The organism is Hymenobacter sp. UV11 (genome assembly GCF_004684095.1).
GTDB lineage: Bacteria > Bacteroidota > Bacteroidia > Cytophagales > Hymenobacteraceae > Hymenobacter.
The window spans coordinates 65,566-86,163 of record NZ_SRII01000011.1 but is presented as its reverse complement, the minus strand read 5'-3'; the positions used below and the strand labels follow the sequence as shown (position 1 = coordinate 86,163).

22 protein-coding genes are annotated in these 20,598 nt (G+C 55.9%); 5 read left to right on the top strand and 17 right to left on the bottom strand.

Annotated features, from left to right (window positions below; genetic code table 11):
- Positions 1-469: 469 nt before the first annotated feature.
- From E4631_RS19730 to E4631_RS26010, 6 genes are all read right to left on the bottom strand, one after another.
- Positions 470-1,282: a type I restriction endonuclease gene (locus tag E4631_RS19730; RefSeq protein ID WP_133658919.1), complete on the bottom strand. Its 813-nt coding sequence runs from the start codon at positions 1,280-1,282 to the stop codon at positions 470-472.
- A gap of 240 nt (positions 1,283-1,522) precedes the next feature.
- Positions 1,523-2,119 carry a Fic family protein gene (locus tag E4631_RS19725; protein ID WP_133658920.1) on the bottom strand — a complete coding sequence of 199 codons (597 nt, stop codon included), beginning with the start codon at positions 2,117-2,119 and terminating at the stop codon, positions 1,523-1,525.
- Positions 2,120-2,358: 239 nt separating this feature from the next.
- Positions 2,359-2,610: a hypothetical protein gene (locus E4631_RS19715; RefSeq protein ID WP_133658921.1), complete on the bottom strand. Its 252-nt coding sequence runs from the start codon at positions 2,608-2,610 to the stop codon at positions 2,359-2,361.
- Positions 2,595-2,780, bottom strand: a complete 186-nt coding sequence (locus E4631_RS19710; RefSeq protein ID WP_133658922.1) for a hypothetical protein — start codon at positions 2,778-2,780, stop codon at positions 2,595-2,597. The genes E4631_RS19715 and E4631_RS19710 overlap by 16 nt, the downstream gene beginning before the upstream one ends.
- Positions 2,781-2,937: 157 nt before the next feature.
- Complete coding sequence (locus E4631_RS19705) at positions 2,938-3,273, bottom strand: type I restriction enzyme endonuclease domain-containing protein (RefSeq protein WP_205704275.1); 336 nt, start codon at positions 3,271-3,273, stop codon at positions 2,938-2,940.
- On the bottom strand, positions 3,224-3,517 hold the full coding sequence (locus E4631_RS26010) for a hypothetical protein (protein ID WP_133658923.1): 294 nt from the start codon (positions 3,515-3,517) through the stop codon (positions 3,224-3,226). Before E4631_RS26010 ends, E4631_RS19705 begins: the two co-directional genes overlap by 50 nt.
- A gap of 256 nt (positions 3,518-3,773) precedes the next feature.
- Between E4631_RS26010 and E4631_RS19700 the strand changes: the two genes are divergently transcribed.
- Positions 3,774-5,159 carry an AAA family ATPase gene (locus E4631_RS19700; protein ID WP_133658924.1) on the top strand — a complete coding sequence of 462 codons (1,386 nt, stop codon included), beginning with the start codon at positions 3,774-3,776 and terminating at the stop codon, positions 5,157-5,159.
- A 10-nt stretch (positions 5,160-5,169) separates the two neighbouring features.
- Positions 5,170-5,958, top strand: coding sequence for a hypothetical protein (locus E4631_RS19695; RefSeq protein ID WP_133658925.1), 789 nt, complete (start codon positions 5,170-5,172; stop codon positions 5,956-5,958).
- Here E4631_RS19695 and E4631_RS19690 read toward each other — a convergent pair.
- From E4631_RS19690 to E4631_RS19670, 5 genes are all read right to left on the bottom strand, one after another.
- Entirely contained in the window at positions 5,897-6,799 is a 903-nt protein-coding gene (locus tag E4631_RS19690) for an HEXXH motif-containing putative peptide modification protein (protein ID WP_133658926.1), read from the bottom strand. The genes E4631_RS19695 and E4631_RS19690 overlap by 62 nt on opposite strands.
- A gap of 5 nt (positions 6,800-6,804) precedes the next feature.
- Positions 6,805-7,398 carry a cyclophane-containing peptide 2OG-Fe(II) oxygenase YhhC gene (yhhC, locus tag E4631_RS19685; protein ID WP_133658927.1) on the bottom strand — a complete coding sequence of 198 codons (594 nt, stop codon included), beginning with the start codon at positions 7,396-7,398 and terminating at the stop codon, positions 6,805-6,807.
- The gene (gene yhhB, locus E4631_RS19680; protein WP_133658928.1) at positions 7,376-8,539 is read right to left on the bottom strand and encodes a cyclophane-forming radical SAM/SPASM peptide maturase YhhB; all 1,164 of its coding nucleotides are present in this window, start codon (positions 8,537-8,539) and stop codon (positions 7,376-7,378) included. The genes yhhC and yhhB overlap by 23 nt, the downstream gene beginning before the upstream one ends.
- Positions 8,529-8,723 carry a YhhA family cyclophane-containing RiPP gene (yhhA, locus tag E4631_RS19675; protein WP_166648193.1) on the bottom strand — a complete coding sequence of 65 codons (195 nt, stop codon included), beginning with the start codon at positions 8,721-8,723 and terminating at the stop codon, positions 8,529-8,531. The genes yhhB and yhhA overlap by 11 nt, the downstream gene beginning before the upstream one ends.
- Before the next feature lie 234 nt (positions 8,724-8,957).
- The gene (locus E4631_RS19670) at positions 8,958-9,497 is read right to left on the bottom strand and encodes a hypothetical protein (protein ID WP_133658929.1); all 540 of its coding nucleotides are present in this window, start codon (positions 9,495-9,497) and stop codon (positions 8,958-8,960) included.
- Positions 9,498-9,547: 50 nt separating this feature from the next.
- Here E4631_RS19670 and E4631_RS19665 point away from each other — a divergent pair, with 50 nt between their 5' ends.
- From E4631_RS19665 to E4631_RS19655, 3 genes are all read left to right on the top strand, one after another.
- Complete coding sequence (locus tag E4631_RS19665; RefSeq protein ID WP_133658930.1) at positions 9,548-10,570, top strand: DUF2235 domain-containing protein; 1,023 nt, start codon at positions 9,548-9,550, stop codon at positions 10,568-10,570.
- Positions 10,571-10,721: 151 nt separating this feature from the next.
- Positions 10,722-11,984, top strand: coding sequence for an AAA family ATPase (locus E4631_RS19660; RefSeq protein WP_133658931.1), 1,263 nt, complete (start codon positions 10,722-10,724; stop codon positions 11,982-11,984).
- Positions 11,985-11,987: 3 nt separating this feature from the next.
- Positions 11,988-12,830, top strand: coding sequence for a hypothetical protein (locus E4631_RS19655; protein WP_133658932.1), 843 nt, complete (start codon positions 11,988-11,990; stop codon positions 12,828-12,830).
- 58 nt (positions 12,831-12,888) lie between these two features.
- Here E4631_RS19655 and E4631_RS19650 read toward each other — a convergent pair whose 3' ends face one another.
- The 6 genes from E4631_RS19650 to E4631_RS19625 form a co-directional block, all read right to left on the bottom strand.
- Positions 12,889-14,100, bottom strand: a complete 1,212-nt coding sequence (locus tag E4631_RS19650) for an SAVED domain-containing protein (protein WP_133658933.1) — start codon at positions 14,098-14,100, stop codon at positions 12,889-12,891.
- The gene (locus E4631_RS19645; RefSeq protein ID WP_133658934.1) at positions 14,097-14,408 is read right to left on the bottom strand and encodes a hypothetical protein; all 312 of its coding nucleotides are present in this window, start codon (positions 14,406-14,408) and stop codon (positions 14,097-14,099) included. The genes E4631_RS19650 and E4631_RS19645 overlap by 4 nt, the downstream gene beginning before the upstream one ends.
- Before the next feature lie 167 nt (positions 14,409-14,575).
- On the bottom strand, positions 14,576-15,790 hold the full coding sequence (locus E4631_RS19640; RefSeq protein ID WP_133658935.1) for a nucleotidyltransferase: 1,215 nt from the start codon (positions 15,788-15,790) through the stop codon (positions 14,576-14,578).
- Positions 15,791-16,189: 399 nt separating this feature from the next.
- On the bottom strand, positions 16,190-17,197 hold the full coding sequence (locus tag E4631_RS19635) for a type II toxin-antitoxin system antitoxin SocA domain-containing protein (protein ID WP_205704274.1): 1,008 nt from the start codon (positions 17,195-17,197) through the stop codon (positions 16,190-16,192).
- Positions 17,198-17,882: 685 nt separating this feature from the next.
- On the bottom strand, positions 17,883-19,103 hold the full coding sequence (locus E4631_RS19630) for a replication initiation protein (RefSeq protein ID WP_133658937.1): 1,221 nt from the start codon (positions 19,101-19,103) through the stop codon (positions 17,883-17,885).
- A gap of 655 nt (positions 19,104-19,758) precedes the next feature.
- Positions 19,759-20,253, bottom strand: a complete 495-nt coding sequence (locus tag E4631_RS19625; protein ID WP_133658938.1) for a hypothetical protein — start codon at positions 20,251-20,253, stop codon at positions 19,759-19,761.
- Positions 20,254-20,598 lie beyond the last annotated feature (345 nt).

The window sequence follows — 20,598 nt, the reverse complement described above, 5'->3', positions numbered from 1 at the left end:
TCAACCAAGTCAGAATGTGGCCGACCCCTCCCACCAAGACGGTAGTGTTCAAGGTGCAGCGGCTGGCCGCTATAGTGGCCTTGAACTACACTGGCATCAATGCCCAGCGGGCCAGCAGCAAGGACGACGCATAGCGCCTGCGCGTCATTACGGAGGAAGGAACCTTCGATTTTAGCGGCGACCCTGTGCACTTCATGCTGTTTTCCGAGGCTGAGCGCATTCACCCAACTCGTCCCTTCGGCTCACTTTTTGCGGTCAATTGCAGCCTCGTAAACCCGCTGTTCACAATCCAATTTTTGCTGGCCGACGATACCGGGGCTGGCAAATTACGTCTTTATCTGCTCAAAGCTTGCTTCCGATTTGGGGAAGCGTACAGGTGTGCCATACCACGCCCGCGCGCTTGTCGCCGCGCACGCTGGCCGCCAGCGCGGTAGCCGCCACGGCCTTGCGCACGGCAAAAAACTGGTGGTTAGGCGGCCAGCTTTTTTACCGTGCCCTCGCGGGCGTGCTCAAATACCAGGAAGTGCCGCAGCACGTCGAGCAGGTGTGCGGGCCGCAGCAGGCAGGCGCACAGCGTTTCCAGCTGCGTCTCATTGGCGGGGGCCAACCCGTGCGCGTCCTTGGCTTTCCAGGCGGAAAAGCGTGACCAGTCGGCCGACACTGTGCCCGCCTTGGCCTCCAAGCCATCCGACGCCACCAGCAGGGCGTTGTACACAAACAGCTGAGGAATAGCCTTTTGGTAATTTTGCAGCTGCTGAAAAGCCTGCTTGCAGGTAGCCTTGGTATTGGTGGCGTTCTTGAGTTCCAGCACCACTAGCGGCAGCCCGTTCACGAAGAGCACGATATCGGGCCGCTTGTGCTGGCCGTCTTCGACGATGGTCAACTGGTTGACGGCCAGAAACTGATTTTGTTCCGGCTGCTGCCAGTTTACCAGCCACACCCGGTCGCCGCGCAGCTCCCCGCTGGCCGGGTCCCGAAACTCAACCGGCACGCCTTCGGTCAGCAGCTGGTGAAAGGCCTCGTTGGCGGCCAGGGGCGCCAGGCCCTCGCCCACGCGCAGCACCTGGCGCAGGGCATCGCGGCGGGCCTCGGCGGGCAGGTGCCGGTGGTGCCGGTCGAGGAAGGTGCCCAGCTGGCCGGCCAGTATCACGTCGTCGTAGTGCAGGCGCTCGTCGCCGCCGTGCGGGCTGTCGGGCGGCCCTAGGGTGGGGCCGTAGGCTAGCTGGTAGCGCTGCTCCTGCAAGCAATCCAGCGCAAACTGTTCGATATCATCCTCGGTCATGGGGGAGGGGGAGCACGCGGGCGACAGCGCCGGAATGATTATTTAGCTTACCTTGTTGAAAAATAGTAAAGCGCTCACTTCTTATGGAAACCTTCGGCAAACGAATCGTAGACCGTTATCCCCACCTGCGGGAGGGGGCGGAGCGCCAGCAAATGCTGGTGCGTAATGCCATTGGCTCGGCCCGCGTAGAAGGGATTCGACCCGACGAATCCCGGCTCCGCCGCGTTGCGACTGGTGCCGCTAAGGCCCCTGGGGCAGCACGCGGGCGATAACCTCTTCCATCGGCCCGTAGTGGAGCCGCCCGGCGGCCTGCACGGCTCGCACATAGAAGGCAAATAATTCCGGCTCGGCCAGTAATTCCCATTGGAAGCTGGTCGAGCCATTTTTGTAAGCCATCAGGTTGGCCAGTACCCGGGCAGTGCGGCCGTTGCCCTCCCGAAAAGGATGAATGAAGAGCAGCTCCGCGTGGACTCGGGCAACATCACGTACCAGCGCGGCCGTGTCGGGCCAGGTGTGCGGTAATGGCAGCAAGAATTCCTGCTCAAACTGCGCCATGCTCTGCGCCAGGTGTTGAGCCGCCGGGAAAGTAAACCCACCCTTCGAAAGATTGACGCTACGGTAGCGACCTGCGAAGCTATACACTTGCCCGAGGGCTCGCTGGTGAATAGCCCGAATGTAGGCGGCGGTAAATACCTCCTGCTCGCGCAGCTCATCCAGCAATTGCTGCTCAGCGACTAAGAACCCTTCTGTTTCCGCATCCTGCACCTCCACCAACGATGATGAGCCCAGCAGATTGGGTAGTACTTCTGCTTCGTCGTCGGAGGAGGTATACTTCATACTATTTAAAATCAGTGACTAGCCTTGCGGCCAGCCAGCTTTAGGCCACCAGTTCTTCGGCCCGCCGTGCCGTGAGGCGGCCACTCAGCAATTGGGGTAGCAAGGTATCGCACAGGGTGGCTAGGGTGCGCGATTGACTATTGTTGGCAGATATCCTAGCAAATACGGGTTGCACGGCTTCGCCCGGCAGAAGCTAATTCCTGGCCAAGCAGGCGCAGCACCGCATGCGCTTTGTCGGGTTACAGGGTTGGTTTGTCCTCACGTGGATAAGAGGAGAAATTGCTGGGAATCGCTTCTCCCTTTTTGAAGAGGATAAACTCGCTGGTATAAATGTAGCGACCATCAAAATCCTGGGTATCTACGCGGTATGACTGTACCAAGAAGCCCCAATCGGGGTGCAGGTGGCTGATATCATAGCGCAGGCTATCGCCAGCCACGCTCCAGTCGCAGAAGTCAATGCGGGCATCTTCTAGAATTACTTGTTCAGGCATTTGGCAATCAGCCGATTGGTAGTCAAAGAGGCTACGCGTTCTGCTGTGCTCATGCCCGTTACCTGCTGGGCATACTCGTGGCGCCGCCCGATGCTCACGGCCGCGTACTTAAGCTGGGCTTCGCGCAGTTCTTTGGCTGCTTCGTAGTCGGACTTAGGTTCTTGATTCATGGCGATGGGCGAGGGCTCGCGAAGTACTTGCGACTTCGGATTGGCCAGTTGTACGTACTAAAGTACGCTGCTGTTGGTAGATAACCAAGCGATACGGGAGGGGGTTCAGCTGGTAATTGGCTTAGTTCACAGTTGCAACAGCCTTGCTCAGACCCGACTAAGATAGCAAATGGGTAAGCGGCCTCGCCCGACTACCATGTCTCGTCAGGTGCTGGCCAGGCGGCGCGCCTGCTCCAGCACCGTATCCACGGCGCGCTTGCAAGTCGGGGGAGCCGTACTTGTTGAGGATGCGCTTGACCAGGTGGCGCAGGTTGGCCTGCACGCTCTGCTTGAGCGTCCAGTCGATTCTGGTATTCTTGCGAACGATATCGACCAGCTCGCGGGCAATGAGACGGAGCTTCTCGTCGCCCATCACCTCTACGGCGCTGTAGCTGGCCCCTAGCTCATCCTTGCTGAGCCCAAACCAGCCGCCGCGCGCGTTCTGGTTTTTCAATACCTAATTGGCCCCATAAAAACGGAGTGATTCCCCGGTAAAGAGAAAAGATTGTGAGTTGAATAATAGAAAGTTTGGCTATCACTGGGTTACCACCGAAAAAGCGCGTGACCACCAAGGGCGTTGTTAGCACCTGCCCATCGGTCAGGCGCCGACTGCCAGCGACGGGCGAAGTGTCCGCCGGGCGGCTGAAACGAATGATATTGTCCAGCAAGCAGTACATTGCCACGGTCTGTTCGCACATGGTCGGGACGGTAAAGGGAAGTCAGAAACCCTATACCTAGCCTATTCCTACCGAACAGAATGCCTATATTTCGCAACTAGATTTAGTAAGTAAAAGCGCTGAACTGTTCGTTGCGCTAATAATATGGCAGGTTAGGGCGTACATCTTGTTCATCCGGCAACCTGTAGAGTATGTAGCGGATGCTAAACCAGCGTTACGTTGCGGCCCGTATTTGAGAAATACTAAAAGTTAGCTCACGACTATAACTATCTGTCTTATGAAAACGAGTCCTATTTATGTAAAAAGCATTAAGCTAACTAATATAGAAACCTTCGTCGAAGAAGTAGAATTAAAATTCTTAAAAGCAGACGATACTATTTCACGTTGGACATTGATACTTGGTGATAACGGTATAGGTAAATCCAACCTACTCCAATTTATTGCCTGGATGAAGCCACAATTGCCGTATGATGCCAACGATACTAATAATCTGGACCCGGCACCCGTAATTAACGATGAGGAGAATGAAGTATTAGAGCGGTTAGTGCATAAAGACCAAAATGGAAGCCAGGAAGCAGTGGCTAATGCACTCTTTGTAGCTAATCAATCACTGAATAAAAAATCTACTACCCGTACCAGCGAGTGCAAAACCGAGATAATTATTGGTATTGATAATTTGGGTAAGCTAAAAAGAGTCGACCCAACATTAGACGCGGATGCGCAAGGGATTTTTTACAAAGAGGATGTAACGGTCTACGGCTACAGCGCATCCCGACAATTAGGTAAGTTGAATTTAAATAATCCTAAATTACTGGATACGATTCCGAATTTCATTCGGGAGAAGACGGAGCTTTATGATGCGGAAGAAATTTTGCACACGCTGCAATACGCTGCATTGGGCTCTAAGAAAACAGAAGAAAGGCAAAAATACCGGTCCTTCATTAAGCGCATCAAGCAAATGCTGGTGACGCTGCTACCGGATTTTGAGCAAATTCAGCATATTGAAATTAACCCTCCAACAGTATTTTCTCAGTATTCAACCGGCGGACTCGTAATCACTACCAGGCACGGCCAAAAAATTCCTTTCAATGACTTTAGCCTCGGCTACAAGACCGTTACCTCCTGGGTTGTCGACCTGGCGTGGCGTCTATTCAGTAAGCACCACCTTACAAGCGATAAGCCGTTGGAAGAGCCGGCTATCGTGCTGATTGATGAAATAGATTTGCACTTGCACCCTAAGTGGCAGCAGCAGATAATGGCTAATTTGTCTCTCCACTTCCCCAATGTTCAATTCATCGCTACGGCGCACAGCCCCCTGATGGTGCAGGCCGCTTTCGATTTGAATTATGCCGTCCTACATTACGATAAAGCACTCGGCAGCGTCAGCATTACGAATCGCCCGGAGGGCATTGATGGCTGGCGGGTAGACCAGATACTAACCAGTGACTTCTTCGACCTTAAGTCGGCTCGGGGGACGGCGTTTGATAAGCTGCTCAGCGACCGGGATGCGCTCGTGGCTAAAAAACGATTAACTGACCTAGATAAACGCCGTCTAAAAGCTATCAATGCGCAATTAGTGCAACCGCCAACCAGTGAAAATATTGAAGAAGTAACTAATCGAAGACAGTTAGCTGAACTGGTTCAAAAAATGAGAAACAAATAATTCTGGAAGGATGATTAGGGTTATTAAACCAACCACTATACCCCGTCACCTAGCGCAAGTTGGCCAGCAAGAGAAGCTGCTCAATCAAAATTCTTACGATGCTGACGCGCAAGCATATCTCACGGGGAAAGTAGTTTTTCTGATTAAGAAAGCCTTGTATGGCAGCCCGACCATAAAAAAGGTCTTAAGAAAGGCGCAACACGGTAAATGCTGCTACTGCGAAAAGGAACAGATAGATGAGGCGGGAGCAGTTGAGCATTATCGCCCCAAGGGCGGGTATAAATTACTGCGTAGCGAGCGCTCGTCCGCTAAACCCGGTTACTACTGGCTGGCCTACGAATGGAGCAATCTGTATTTTATCTGTTGCCGCTGCAACACAGTAAAATCCAGTTTATTCCCCTTAGTTGACGAAAACACCAGGGCGAAATCGCATCACAATAATATCACGGAGGAAGCACCCTACATCCTGGACCCGGGAGGGACCATGGACCCGCGCGTCCACATAAAATTCGATAAAAACCTGATTCAGGGGGTTACCGAATTTGGTAAAAAGACGATTGAAATTTGTAAGCTCAATCGACCGGAGTTGAATGACAAACGGCAAGAGTTGCTAAATATCATTGATATACATCTTGGGGAAATATACGTTAATGATAATCCGACAGATGCCAAGTTTCTGCGCTCGCAACGGTTCCTGATTCAGTGTCAGCAACCCACTGCGCCGTTTTCAGCAGTGGCTATTGACTACCTGCGTAACTTCTCGGATTACTTGCTTCAACGTGGTATTCCAGTAAGTTAGCGGCCAACTGCCGGCCGGCGGCCGTTAGTCCATCAGCCTGCGTAAAATCAGCCACCAGCTGCATCTCCTGTACGATAGACAAGAGGCGCTCCGACGCAAAATTTGTCGCCTCGCCTGTGCAGCCAGCTTGGGCAATGAGTGCCTGGTAAAAAGCCTGCACGGCCCGAAATACGAATAACCCGTGCAGTACCCCCCGCACCGGGCGGTCTTCATCGCGCCAGGGCGAATAGTACACGGCTAAGCTGCCGGGTTGCACGAGGTCCACAACGCTTTCGAGCAGGGTCAGATGCAGGTGCATGGTTTCGTGGAGCAAGGCCTCGGCTACGCGCAGGGCCGCTAATTCGGAATCCTGTTCGCAGACCGTGACGAAAACTGAAAACGGCACCGCCGGATGGCTGTAGCTGACGTCGATTTCGGGGTCGGGCTGACGCAATACCTGCACCGAATGGGCTAGCGCGAGTACGCAGGCGTGGGCGGGCGCTACCTCGGCCAGCATAGCCAGCGCCCGCCGCAGTTTGGCCGGGGCCTGACTAGTAAGCAACTCCGCGACGGGTAGCGGCTCAAGCCCGTGCTCGTCATAAAACGCTTGCAGGTATTCGAAATCCGGCTCTTCCAGCAGCAAAGTGCCATCTATCATTAAGGTAGATTGCTTAGGCGGAGTTGGCGCCACTTGCTGAATACCCAGGCAGTTGGCAATGCTGTAATGCGCTACGTCAATTTGCCGCCCGGCCGCTAGCTGCTGCCAGCCGATTTGGGCCAGAGTGGCGACTGTTGCCTTATCGAAAATAGAAAAGGGGGCCTGTAAATACGCGTGGGCAAACGCGGGGGAGGAAACCATCATGGAAACTAAACGGCAGCTGACGCGAAGGTGTAAACCAACGTGTAGCGGCGGAAGGCGTAGACCGTGGATACGGCATGGTGTGAGTTTGGGGAGATAGCAAAAGCAAATGCCGAATTACTCACTGGCAACACGAGCTGGCTAACGTCCTCGGCATTGGCCGAATTAAATAACAGCAGGTAGCCTCCGTTGGCTTCCGTCCAGTCCTGGTTTACCTGAATAATCAGGCGGTGGCTCTCGGCCGGGCCGATGAAGTCGTTGTGCACCCCGATGCGCTGGCCGTCGGTTAACTTGTGAATCGTCACGCCCACCAGCTCCAGGTCGCTGGTGTGAAAGGCGCTTTCCAATTCCGCAATGGCCAAGCGAGGCATCTCGCCTTCCACTAAGCAACGCAAGTGCGCCGGCAGTTCGATATGCAGCAGACTGAACTCGTATTGCTCGTAGAAATCAGTGGTAGTAAGCTCCCAAGTGGCCGCATCTTCCAGCCATTCGTAAAGGCCGCGCTCCAGCGCCGGGGCCAGCACTGCGGACGCGCAAAAGTGCGGAAACGGCTGGGTTTCAAACCGGCGGGCGGAAAAATCAAGCAGATTGGCTGAGGGCATAGTCCGGGGAATAAGCGCCGAGCATACGGCGCATGGCCGCTACCAGATGCAGCTGGTCGGCGCAGTAAACGGAAGGGTTATCGAACCCGTTGTCGGGGTGGTAGCGGTGCAGAATCATTCCCCCACCGCACACATTCAGGGCCGGGCAGGCCAGGCACTTGGCGCTGGTAGGCTGTTGCATGGTTCGGTAATGAGCGAATTCAACTGATTCCAGGAAAGCCAACAAGTTCGTATCCCGGATATTACTAGGTTGAGTAAACCGGTCAGCCCCGTTGTAGGTGCTTTTCAGGGTGTCGTTCTTCATGAGCGTCCCGTCCGTGTCGATAATTAAAATACCGAAATCGGTCAGGCCCAGCCCTTCTTTCGACACATTACCGCCCAGCAATACCTTCAGCATGTCATCCAGCACCCGAATGGGTAACGGATTGGGGTCGGCGGCGTAAGCTGTGAGCAGCCCGACCATCCACCGGCCGTACTCCAGTGAGTGCAGGCTGGTCTTGCCTTCCGGCAGCTTCGAATGGTTGCCATCGCGGTATAAAAAGTCGACGCTGGGGGCTCCTACCGACTTGAAAAACTGGTATACCTCCACGGGGTCAGAGGTGGGGTCAATAACTGCCAGCAGCCCAGCATGTAAGAAACCCGCCGCCGGATGCGCTTTCAGGCGGGCGATACCGGCCATCACCTGCGTAAAGGTGCCGCCGCCACCGTGCGTGAGGCGGAACCGGTCGTGCACCGCAGCGGGGCCATCCAGACTGACGGCCACGCTCACGTTGTGCGTAGCACAGCAATCCAGTAACTGCTGCGACAGCAGGATGCCGTTCGTTTGCAGGCTGATAGGGTACGTGGCCGGCAGCACGGCCCGCAGCTGTCTTAGCAGCTCGTGCAGGCGGCGGGGGCCGAGTAGCAGGGGCTCGCCACCGTGCAGTACCACGCTGAATGGCGTGGGCTGGTGCTGGGCGAGCGTTCCCAGCTCCGTGCAGATGGCCGCCACCGTTTCGGAAGTCATGAGCTTGGACTGCCGCGCCCAGTTGTCGTCGCCCATGTTGTACACGTAGCAGTAGCTGCAATTGATGTTGCAGCGGCTGGCTACCTTGATGAGTACCGTGTCGAGTGCCGCCCCCGGTACCGGGCTAGCGGCCACGGTTGTGCCGGTTGTGCGTCCGGTTGTAGGCAGTCAACGTGGACTGCGCTTCGTGCTTTACCTCTTGTATCAGGCGGGCCAGCAGGGCGTTAGGAATTTGTTGGGCAGAAATAACCAGTGTTTCTTCCGAAGCTCTAACAGGCTGATGCGGGGAGGGAGGCGGCAGCGAAATGGATTGATTCATAGAACGTCGGCAGGCTTTTTTATCAGGCAAAGGTAAGCGTAAAAATAGAAGCCCCCTGAATTTTAAGCAAAGTGCTAATTATCAAATGTTTGATTCGGGGTGTTGACACGATGGCAAGACGTGCTTCCACTAGGCACGCGTCGAATACTTCACTGATTTTCAAGGAAATAAATTATCCTAAAAGCATGTCCCACACCATATTCTATCTTAGAAAATAGCGGCGAACTTTGTGCGTTACGACTGCCCGCCAGGCGCTGGGCTGCATAAGCGTAAGCTTAACCCCGAATTGGAGCCCGCCGGGATACCCGGTCCCCGGTGCCGGCCGCTGGGGCTATGCCGAAATAACAGCAGCGCCCGGCTTGGCTCGTGTCGCTGGCCCTCGACCAGCTTAGATGCCGGCCGTGCAGTGGCACCCTCTTTTGCCCGGTACACCTCGACCTGGCAGCCTTCCTGGATGGCGCGGTGGCACACGCCCCGCATGTAAAACGAATTAAACTCTCCCTCCGCGAAGGTGCGGGCCGCGTTGGCAGGTACCCGGCGCGTGCTCGTGCCATACGGCTCGCGCTCCGCAAAGCACTGCTGCTGGTGCAGCGCGGCAGCCAAGCTATCTTCGCTACCGGTACGCACGGCTTCGCGCAGCAGGTCCGGGTAGCGCGCCCGGCCTTGCGCCGTAAAGCGCTGGCTCAGGTGCAGCTGACTGGTTTCAATGGCCTGCTCTACCTCGATAAGCATGTAGCGGCGCGTCGTCTCGTCTAGATTTTCAAAGCGGAACATCCTGATTACTTTCTTTAATAGCGGCCAACTACCGGTGGCCTGCTTTCTCCATGAGCAAACGCCTAATTGTGCTGTGTGATGGCACCTGGAACAAAGCCGAGAACCTGGACCGACGGAAGCGTAAGCCTACCAACGTAGTGAAAATGGTGCGGGCCATTCAGCCGGTAGCACCGGATGGCACCGTGCAAGTTACCTACTACGACGAAGGCGTAGGTAATAACCCCGGCTTTGACCGCTGGCTGGGGGGCGGGGTCGGCGCGGGGCTGGACCGCAACATCCGGGAGGCCTACCGCTTTCTGCTCTATAACTACGCGCCGGGCGATACGGTGTTCTTCTTCGGCTTCAGTCGGGGAGCTTACACGGTGCGCAGCCTGGCCGGGTTTATTCAACACCTGGGGCTGCTACCCAAGACGCATGATTTCTTTGTGCCGGAGGCCTATGCCCTCTACCGCCAGCGCCCACCCGTCGAGGCTGACCAAACCGCCTGGCAGCAACGGGTAGCCGCCTTTCGAGCCAAGCATGAGGCCCGCACCATTGCCATTGACTTCGTGGGCGTGTGGGATACGGTGGGGGCGTTGGGCCTGCCGCTCAGCCTGTTTACGCTTCTCAACCGCCGGCGCTACCAATTTCACGATGCCCGCCTTAGTCCGATTATTCGCCACGCGTACCATGCCCTGGCCATTGACGAGCAGCGCCGCACGTTTCAGCCGTCGCTCTGGGAAAACCCGGCTCCCGACCAGGTGCTGGAGCAGCGCTGGTTTGCCGGGGTACACACCAACGTGGGCGGTGGCTATGAGCACGACGGGCTGGCCAACTGCTCGCTGCACTGGATGAAGGAAAAAGCGGTGGCCCTGGGTCTGGGCGTGGATGAAAAATTTCTTGGCTTCTACTGGCCCTGGTTTGGCGACGAGCTGCGCAATTCCATGACCTGGTTTTACCGCCTGCTGGGCCGGCAGCTGCGGCCTATCAGCGTGGGACATACTACCCACGAAAGTGTGGACCAGAGCGTGCGACGACGCCAGCAGCACGTGGCCGCCGCTTACCAGCCGGCAAACGTGCCCCCGGTTGCTTAGCCTCCGCACGAGGCTAGTGCTGAACGCCCGCTGCTGGCGGCGCGTAGCCTAAGCTGGCGGCGGGGGCACCCCAGCGACGGGGTGCTTGCGCGCTTGCCTGTTTTTTTGCGGTTAGCTTTAGATTGCCATCGTCCCTGTTTTCGCCTTATTCATGTTTCTACGCCAGCTCACGCTACACAACTTCAAATGCCTCACCAAACTGGAGTTGGACTTTGGCGCGACGCCTACCCAGAACCGGCAATGGACGCTGCTGCTGGGAGAGAACGGCACTGGCAAAAGCAACCTCCTGAAAGCAATTGCCCTGATTACCTGCGGCAGCAACGCGCTGGGTGAAATCATCGGTAATACGGACAGCTGGATTACGTTGGGTAAGTCCTCCTGCACGATTGAGGCCTGCCTGACCACCAAGAAGGGCGAGGAGCGCGAGCTAGCCCTGAAAATCAAACGTGGTGACTCGCTTTCGCGGTTGATTGCCAGCAATAAGAAAGCGTTGCAACTTATTGATGATGCCATTGACAATGCCGAGCGCAATTACTTTGCCGTGGGGTACGGGGCCAGTCGGCGGTTGGTCAGTGAAGCGGGCAGTACGGCCGGTTATGCCGAGGCCGGCCGGTACGGTAGCCGGGCCGGTAATATTCGCAACCTGTTTGACGCGGGGGCGACCCTCCACCCGCTGGCTACGTGGATTATGGACCTCGACTACCGGGGCGGCAAAAATGGGCTGACCGTAATACGGGAGGCCCTGAACAGCTTTCTGCCCGGTATCTCGTTTCATTCCATCGACAAGCGCCAGAAGCAGGTGCTGTTCGAAACTAATGACGGGCTGATGCCGCTGGAACAGCTCAGCGACGGCTACCAGAACATGGCCGCATGGATTGGCGACCTTTTGTTCCGCATTACCGAAACCTTTCAGGACCACCGCCGCCCCCTGCACGCCCGCGGCCTGCTGCTGCTCGACGAAATCGACCTGCACCTGCACCCGAAATGGCAGCGCTTGCTCTACGATTTTGTGAGCGCCAAGCTGCCCAATTTCCAAGTAGTAGCGACGACCCATTCCGCCCTAACCGCGCAACAGGCCCAGGAGGGCGAGTTGTTTGCCTTGCGGCGCAATGCGCGCCAGGCGGTAGAAGTGATACCCTTCATTGGCTCACCGCAGCAGCTGCTGGTTAATCAATTGCTAATGTCGCCCGTGTTTGGCCTGGCCACCGATGAGAGCCTGGAAGTAGAAACGGCCAAGCAGCAGTACGCCGCACTCAAGGCCCAGGGGAAAAGCATCTCCCCCGAAGAGCAGCGCGAGCTAACGCGCGTGCAAACCAAACTGGCGGCGAACTTGCCCCAGCGCACCACGCCGCTGGTAAGTGACCCGGAGATGGCGCTTCTCCAGCGCATCGAGGAAAGCCTGAATGCCCGCTAAGTCATGATTTCGTTAGAGCGAGAGCGTTCCGCCCAGGCTGTTGCGGCCAAGTACCGGGGTAAGGGTAAGCATGCCCGCGACCTGGAGCTGCTGCAAATTCAACGTGATATTCTACGTGGCACCCTAGCGCAGCACAGCTTCCGGGCCGCGTTTTGGAAAGGGGCTAAAACCCAGCTCAGGAAGGAAAGCGCGGATAAGTGCGCCTACTGCGAGGCCACCACGGCCATCGTCGCGCACGGCGACGTGGAGCACTACCGACCGAAAAGCGTCTATTGGTGGCTAGCCTACACCTACGACAACTACCTGTACGCCTGTCAGATTTGCAATCAGTCGTACAAGAATGATGCGTTTCCCACGGCTGGGCCAGCGCCCCTGACCGCGCCGTCAGTTGACGCGCAGGCTACCGAAGCCGACCTTCAGCAACTGGTGGGCCAGCTTTCTCCTGACCCCCTGGCCACAACCGTTGGGTATAAACTGACGCATTACGAGCAGGAACACCAGCGGGAGCAGGCGCTGCTACTCAATCCTTACCTCGACGACCCGACCCAGTACTTCGCCTACGAGGCTGACGAGGTAACCCAGGAAGTGACGCTGGTAGCGGCCCATCCGGCGGCCGGGGCCTACGTAACGGCTGCGGAGCAATACTACGGGCTAAACCGGGTCGAGCTCAAGACGCTGCGCTATAAAATTTACAAGGCGTTTCGCTTGTTGCAGCGGGCCTTGCTGGCGGTACCCGAAGCCGACTTACGAGCGGATATTGCGCAGCAGCTTCAGGAAATGCAGGCGGCCGACTACCTGTTTGCTGGCATGAACCGCTACTTTGCCACGCAGCCCATACCTGTTTAACTCAGGTAAAGACTGCGTGGCGAAGAACAGGAAGAACCTTTACCTCAATAGCCGCCAGCTAGCGGGGTGAATTAAGGCGCAGGGCCGGGCTGAACTCGCGGGGCTGGCGGTCGTACAAAATCACCTCCGGCTGCACGTCGGGCAGCAGGTCAGCCCCGAGCAATAAGGCTACCCCGGCCGGTACGGCCGCAAACAGGTGCACGGCGCGGGCAAGCTTGTAGTGAGCTTCCAGGTGAGCCAACACCTGCCGGTAGCACTGCCGGAATGCTTGCAGGCAAGCCTCCGAGAGCAACGCATCGGGCTGCGGGTCGCAGCCAATGGGTTTGATTCCGACAACGTAGTAGCGCTCGTCAATCGGGGTGGGCAGTTCGGCCAACTGGATGGTGCCGCTGATGTTGAGCACCAGCGCTACGCACTGCGCATCGGTACCGGTTTGCAGGCAAACCCATTCGAAGCCTCTCGGCTCAGCAGCCGTGAGCCAGTGCCAGGGCTTGTCATCGGTGCGCCGCCGCTGAAAAAGCGTAGTGGCAACCTTGTTACCTAGGGCAAAGCCAAAGTAGGCCAGCACGGGGATGCGGGCGAAGCCGAAAACAGATAAGTGGTCCAGTTCGCCACGCTCAATACCGGTGCGAATTTGCGTTAGCGCCGTCTGCACCTGGTACTGCACACTGGTCCAGTACTGCGGGTTGTGCTCCGGCTCGCCCAGCCGGGTCAGGTCTATTCCCACTTCCTGCCGACCGTATACCAACGGAAAAAAGGCAAAGCGCGGGGTGGAATGGTGCAGTGTGGCGCTATTGCACTCGCTGGTGGTTATCTGCACCGCCTGCCCCCGAATAAGCCCTACCAGGCGCACAATGCAGGTGCGGTGGCTCTGCGGCAGCCCCGTCACGTGCGCAATGTGTGCCTCGCGGTCTCTTTTCCAGTCCCGCAGCCACTGCACGGTAAAATCCTTGCGCGTAGCCCCAGCATCGATGATACTATGGCAGCCGGAGCAGAGCAGCAAAAAATTATCGGCCTCGTCGCGCAGTTCTTTCGGCAGCTCAAAATCCGACCGAGGCGATGTCTTATCTAGGCTTTGGCCCACGATGTGAGCCATTTCGCCGATGTTAAACGCATATTCTCCCAGTTCTCGGCTCATGGTCAGCTCTTTGCTGCACAGCAGGCAGCGGCCGGCAGCGCGGGCGTAGATAGCGCGCACCACTTCTGGTTTCGGTTTCTGCCGCTGCGCCTTTTTCGGGGGCTTGGCCACCAGTTCTTCTGTATTTTTCATGCTAAGCGACGTAGAATGGTGCGGTTGAAAGAGCGCGCCGGGCGGGGCGTAGGGTGCGTGCCGCCTCCCCGCCACTCACCCGTGACTACCCAATCTTCGAAGTAGAGCAGCCACAGTGCGGCCCAGGGTAGCAGGGTGCGCGATAAGCGCAGCTGCGGACGCCACTCGTGCTGCTTGGGGGTGTACAGACACAACCGCTCCGTCTTCTGACAGTAGAGGTGTTCAATGCGCCGGCCCGAAGCTAGCTGCTTCAGCGAAGGGCCTAGCACGTGGACCTGCGGCTCGTGGGCCAGGGACGGGTAACTCACCTGCACCACGTAGCGCCGGCCCAGCGCCGTGGGCTACAGCGGCCCTGTCCACCGCAGCCCGTGCTGGTCAAGCTGCGCTTCGCCTTCCGGCCAGTCTACGCGCAACGCGGCATACTGCTGCGCCAGCGTCAAGGGTCGTATTCCTTGGTAAGCCATGCGTAGGTAAATTAAGCCCGACCAAAAAACGTATTGCGAGCCAGCGGAATGCTGGCGGCGGCCGGAGCAGCTGCGGGCGCGGTAATGCTCAGGCGGCCCTGCTGCCGCTGCTGGTTGAGCTGCTGCAACTGATTGCTGAACACCCGGTCTACTTCCGGCGCCCCCAGCGAATCGCGCAGTGATTTCTGCAGCTCATCCTGGCCGTGCAGCTTTTCCAAGGTCTGCAAGTCACGCTGCATGGCATGGTGCCACTGCGTGAATACCAAATGGTACTGCGGCTCACTCCACTTGTCGGCAAAGTTCTCGCCGTCATTGCTCGGGTTCTTCACCTGGTAGCAGCCTTTCCAGTCGGGTCCCTCAATAAAGCGGGGCATCAGGGTAATAACTGCGTTCATCAAATCGAACTCCGAATCGTATTCGCCCAGCCCAACCGCCAGCTCGTAAGCGTGCGCCGCCAGCGTGGTAATGATGATGGAAATGGGGGCATAGTCAGCCAACCGAGGCTGCTTTTCCCGGAACGTATCGCGGTGGCGCTTCATCACCTGCACGGCGCGGCGCAGCACGCCGCGGTAAGCCTGCTGCTCGGGCAGGGGCTCCGTGGTGCCGAGGGCAACGTGACGGGTTTCTGAAAACGATTTACTCAGGGTGGTAAACCGGGGCTTTAACTTGGCAATGTCCGTGAACCACTCAGCGTATCCCTTTGGGTGGGAGTCCTTCCAGATGGCGAGTTTACGGTCGGGCACGTAGAGGCTGCCCCGTGGGCAGGTCGGATTGCTCACCGCTGGCGTAATGTCCAGGTGAAACTCGTTGGCGTAGCACAGGCGCACGCAGCGTTTCATGAGCTGCACCATATTGACGTAGTCGCCATTGGCCCGTAAACGACTCAAAATCAGCTCATATACCTGCTCCTGCGTGTATAGCTGCGGATGCGCCAGTTGCAGGTGGCTAATAAAGTCTACGTCGAACTCATCGCCGTGCAGCGGGCGTACGGTAGTACCCAGGGCAAAGGACCCCTGCCCAAACATGATGGGGTCCAGCGGCCCCAGCTTCCGACACCCCTGCAACCAGTTGCTGACGGAAGTATAGCGTTTTTTGGCTTCCTCGTAGCGCGAAGGGGGCATTTCTAACTCCTGGCCGAGGCGGTCAAAAATGGAATAGAGCGCCGTTTTGCGCGCGTAGATTTCGGCCGGACTTTCCTTGACCGTTAAATAATCTAAATAAGACATAAAAGCGACGGGTTGTTACAGAGTGACTATTCATCCTGTCGCGCAGGCGGCTGGGGCCACCGTGTTCCTGCCTGGCTTACTTCTAGCAACTAGGCACGGCGAGGTAGGGCAGCCCTCGAAGGCCACCTGCGCAAAGGCAATAAGGGGGTGCCCACCCGGCAACGGGGGGTGAGCAAAAGCCCGGGCCTCGCAACAGGGCAAAGTCTTGTTCCGTAACGGGAAGCCGCTACCTTTGCACCCTCACTTGAAATAGGAAGAGAGAAGCTGCCGGGGCACTACCCCCGGCCACGTAACTACGGGTCCAATCGTTGATTACTTTTCTCTTTGCCAGTCGTCGCGGCCTGCGATGGCTGGTTTTTAGTTTTTTATAGTGCTAGTTAAGGTTTTTAAGCGCGAAAATTACTGGCCCAGCGGCAGCGATTGTAAATCAAACGCGTAGGCTTGGTAGCTGATTCGACCGTGCTGCGCGTTGTTTTCCTGCCAGGCGCGCTCGGTATGACTTAGATTTTCCAGTTCAACCCGGGTCTTGCGACCCAGGCGATGAAACACCTGTTGAATAACCTGCCGTTCGGTGTCGGTGAACACCTCCAGCCTGGCGGCCCGCGTGGCTTTATGCACGAGTACCGGACTACCGTCTGAGCTTTGTACCAGGCTGCTGTGAAAGCTGGCCTGCAATAGGTCTTGTTGCACCATTTCCTGCAGACGCTGTCCGTATTCCTGCGGTACGGGGCCATGCTGAATAGCCCGGTACCGCTGGCCGGTAATAGCTCGACCAAACAGGCGGTAATGCTGAAAGTCGCAGTAAAACAGCAGCTTGAGCAGCTTTACTTTGAATAGATTATCTAAGTGGCCAAAAAAGTAAAGCACGAGTTCGGCAAATTTTTCCGGGCTCGGCACCACGTAGCCGGTATACTGGTCGGGGTCAGGCTCGGCCACTGAGAAAGTGGGGGCTACAGCCAAGCCAGCAACCCGGCGCGGCGTCTGTGCGTCGAGCAACGCGTCAATGTGGCGACGCAGCTTCTCATACTCAGTCGGCCGCAATTCCTCGCGCTTATCGCGTACAATGCCTAGAAACGTAGTCGGGTCATTGGCAAGACGCAAAATCTTGGCGTTTGAGGCGCTAGGCACCTCGCCAGCTTCGTAATTACCATACTGATTGGGACCAAAGTCAAGCAGTAGCGCCATGCGAGCAGCTGTCAAACCGTAGCGCTCGCGCATCCGAACAAGCTGCTCGGGGAACATAAATTGGTATTTTTCCCGATATTGGTTGTGAACCTGGGTGTCGTGTAATTCATCCAGCGCCGGAGTAGTAAAGCGTTGCCGCGTTACCCGGCCCTCATAATAGTAGCGGGTAAACGAAAACTGCTCCTTACGAAAAGTCTGCTTATCAGCTTCCTGACGGAGCATTGCCACCTCGTCTGGGGCAGGAGCAGGAATCTGAGAAGCAAGCATATGGTAGCTACGTTAAGCAACAGCCAACCAATTAGTGGTTATTACATGCTGCCTTCATTCTGTACTTAACAAAGATATACAGCTGCACCCGATAAACATCCACTTTTTAGTGGATGTTTTGCGATTATACATTGTTAATTACTGACTACCAATAAATTATTTTTCACAGACACTTTAATTGCACATCACGTATTATGGGTAAAAGCATATTGTGCACCTACTGTTTAGGACGTTACCGTGTCAGTATAATGTCGTCATATTGCACATTTTTATGATATAATTCAACAAATGGAATGTCTCCTGAAACCACTTGCCGTTAGCCTTCTCAGATAATACTAAAAATACGGCTCACCAAAAGCGTTGTTAATTCTGGACCCACTAGGAGGATATTGCCCATACGCAGGTCGTAGTTGACGACCCGCAATTGCAAGGGGCACATTTTGGGGACTAGCTGTTGTATCTATTTGCTCACTAAACGCTGTTCACTGTGACCAGTGGCGAATCCGATGACATTACACCGCCATCCTGATTACCACTGCGGCGCAGCGTATTATCAGTACCTGATTGAAAAGTACTACTGGGTCATCTGAGTGCTACGCGGTTCTAGAGCGCTCGTTATTTTCATTCTGAATTTCTGAAGCTACCTCTGCTCCAACTGCTTTGTCAGGGCAGCGATTTCCGCTTCCAGCTCTGCTGTTCGCGCTGCTTTATCCTGCTCGGAAAAAAGGGTCGCCGGGGCCTCTTGCTGCACGAATTGCAGCCGCAGCCGGGCCTCTTCGAGTTGCTGTTGTTGCGGACTCTTGGTAGCCTTGCCCTGCGAGGCTGGCTCAGCCGGATTCCCTACTGCCTCACCCAGTGGCTGATACACGGGCAATACGGCTTTTAGTTGGCTGAGCGTGTAGGCCGCCAGCGATTTAAGGGGCTTACGGTCGGAGAGGGCGAGGCGCACTTCGTAGAGCACCTTAGTGACCAGTCGATAGGCCGTCAGGTCCGAGATATTGTTGACTACTTCGCGGGCTTGGTATTCCTTGAGCTCAAAGTCCAGTCGCAGCCGGTCGTAGAGCGCGGGCAGCTCCTTGTATTTAGCCGCCAGAAGCTCGCGAAACTCGGTAATTTCGCCCAGGGTGAGCGCTTTTTTGGACTTGCTCAGTTCCGGCGTCTCGGCACTGCCCTGGGTGTTCGTCATTTTGAACAAAAGCGTGTCCGTCCGGCGGCCCCGCTTTTCGACGGTCACGTCCACTGCCCAGCCAATGGCCTGAAACTCCAGGAGGGCGGGTTTCAGCACGTAGCGGTTGAAGTCGTTCCAAAGGGGATAGATATCGGAATTTTCCCCAAACAACCACTCGCGCAGCTGCTCGAACGAAATAGGCTCCTGCCAGGTCTGGTTGTGGTAGCTGCGCAGAATCCAGAACAGGCGCTGGCTGTGGGCACTTTTAAGCGTTAACAGTGATTCCAACTCTACGGTGGTGAACTTGCCGGCGAGGCCGAGCAAATACTCCTTCAGAATAGGGTTGAACTGGCCAGTGACCAGGCTCGTGCCCTCATCCAGGGTGATGATGGTGAAGAGCGGAATGGCATCACTACGGCGCTTCCCCTTGCTCTTATCGTGCGTGATGAGCGGCTGGGTAAGCCGGGCGCGGGCTTCGTGCAGCACCGTGTATTGGCTACCCCCATTGCGGGAGCTGGTCGTCACATCATTAAAATGCACGGAGAACTCCAGCGAATCCTCCTTCTGGTGCAGGCACCCCAGTGCCAGCGCAAACAACCGGGCCTCGATGTTACTGAGGTACAGCGGAGAACGGATGATGGTATTGCTTAGAAATGCGACTTCGTGGAGCCTGGTGGTCTGGAGCCCTTTCATGGGTGAATGAGTCAAACTAGGGAAGGAATGCCGCAAACTAAGGAAGAAATCAATATCTTTCCCTACTCAACGGCATTCCTTCCTCAGTTCACGGCATTCCTTCCTTACTTCAACGGCATCTTTTCCTTAGTTCACGGCATTCCTTCCTTAGTAGCGCGGCATTCCTTCCCCTTTTGATGCCGACAATTATTTGAAAATAAGTAAGTTATGGCACCCTTAAATAAGTAAAGAATATGAAAGAATTTATAAAAACTCAAAACAAGGCGAGTCGATTTTTTTTAAGTTAATAATCAAGGACTTTCAGACAAGTTGTGGTGCGAAGCAGAATGGTGGTGCAGGCGAGCACTTCGCAAGGTGGCGGATTGATGTATATACATTATTTGCGAATTTTTAGTAAGAATTTTGTTAGTGTCCAATTCTTTTTCTCCTCATGCTTACCTCGTTTTTGCCCGTCCGCTCGGACTTGTAAATTGAAGGGGGTACCTGTGAGCAGAGTCTTTCCGGAAGGCGTAAAATCTATTCGCTATTTTCTAAAATCATCATCACTCAGCCGCAAAGCGCGTTTGCCTTCCCGTAACGAGGTCGGTAAATCAGAAATGATGGCCGCTTCAAATACCGGAACGAGTGATAGTAGTACCTCACTACACACAGCTCGTTAGCGGGCAGCGTACAGCGCATCCGGTTGGCCAGCTAGAGAATGCCCACCCCGGCTTAGTTGAAGCATTCGCTGGTCTTTGGCCTGCTCCAGATGGTCGATGAAGCCAATCACTACCTGGCGCTGCATGCCCTTGGTTTCGAAGCTTAGGCGGGTTCCCCCGTCGGAGGTAATGCTGACTACGTGATGACGCGAGGCAAAATAAGCGATAAGCAACCCGCCGCCAACTAGTAGTAGCAAGGCCACGATGCCCGGCTCGACCCGCTGAAACAACGCCAATACGCCGCTTACTGCCAGCAGTGCCCCCACCAGCAATAGCCACGGGTGACTGAGGTAGCGAATTTCACAAGAGCTGACTTTCTCCAGCATCATGGACACAATATGGGCGGCCGAGCCACTAGCCCGGTGCAGCCGCACCCGGTGCGTAGTAAGGCTGACAACTTGGTTGGGTGACTGGTGCAAGAGGCGTTCACCGTCGAGTAAGGATAGCTCCATAGAAAAGGGAATTTGAGTAGGTGTAGTAAAGGAAGGTGTAGGCTGGCGGGTTTGCAACCGCTGCCCTACGAAGCTCGGTTGCTGGCTGTGCCAAGGCCAACTTACCGGGTGTCCAAGTAGCAGCCTAGCTACTTAAAGCTGTCAATGCCCGAATCACCGAACTCTACCATCGCAAGAGCGGCGAGGCCATTACCCTGGCTATCCCTCAAGCCTTGTGCGATGAGCTGAATAGCTCGATTAAGTAAAGCTCCAAGCTCTACATTTGAACCGGTGCCCCTCGCCATTGATAGGAAAGCACTAGCAACATGCAGAAAGACCTTGCTGATTCGGCAAGGTCTTTTTTAT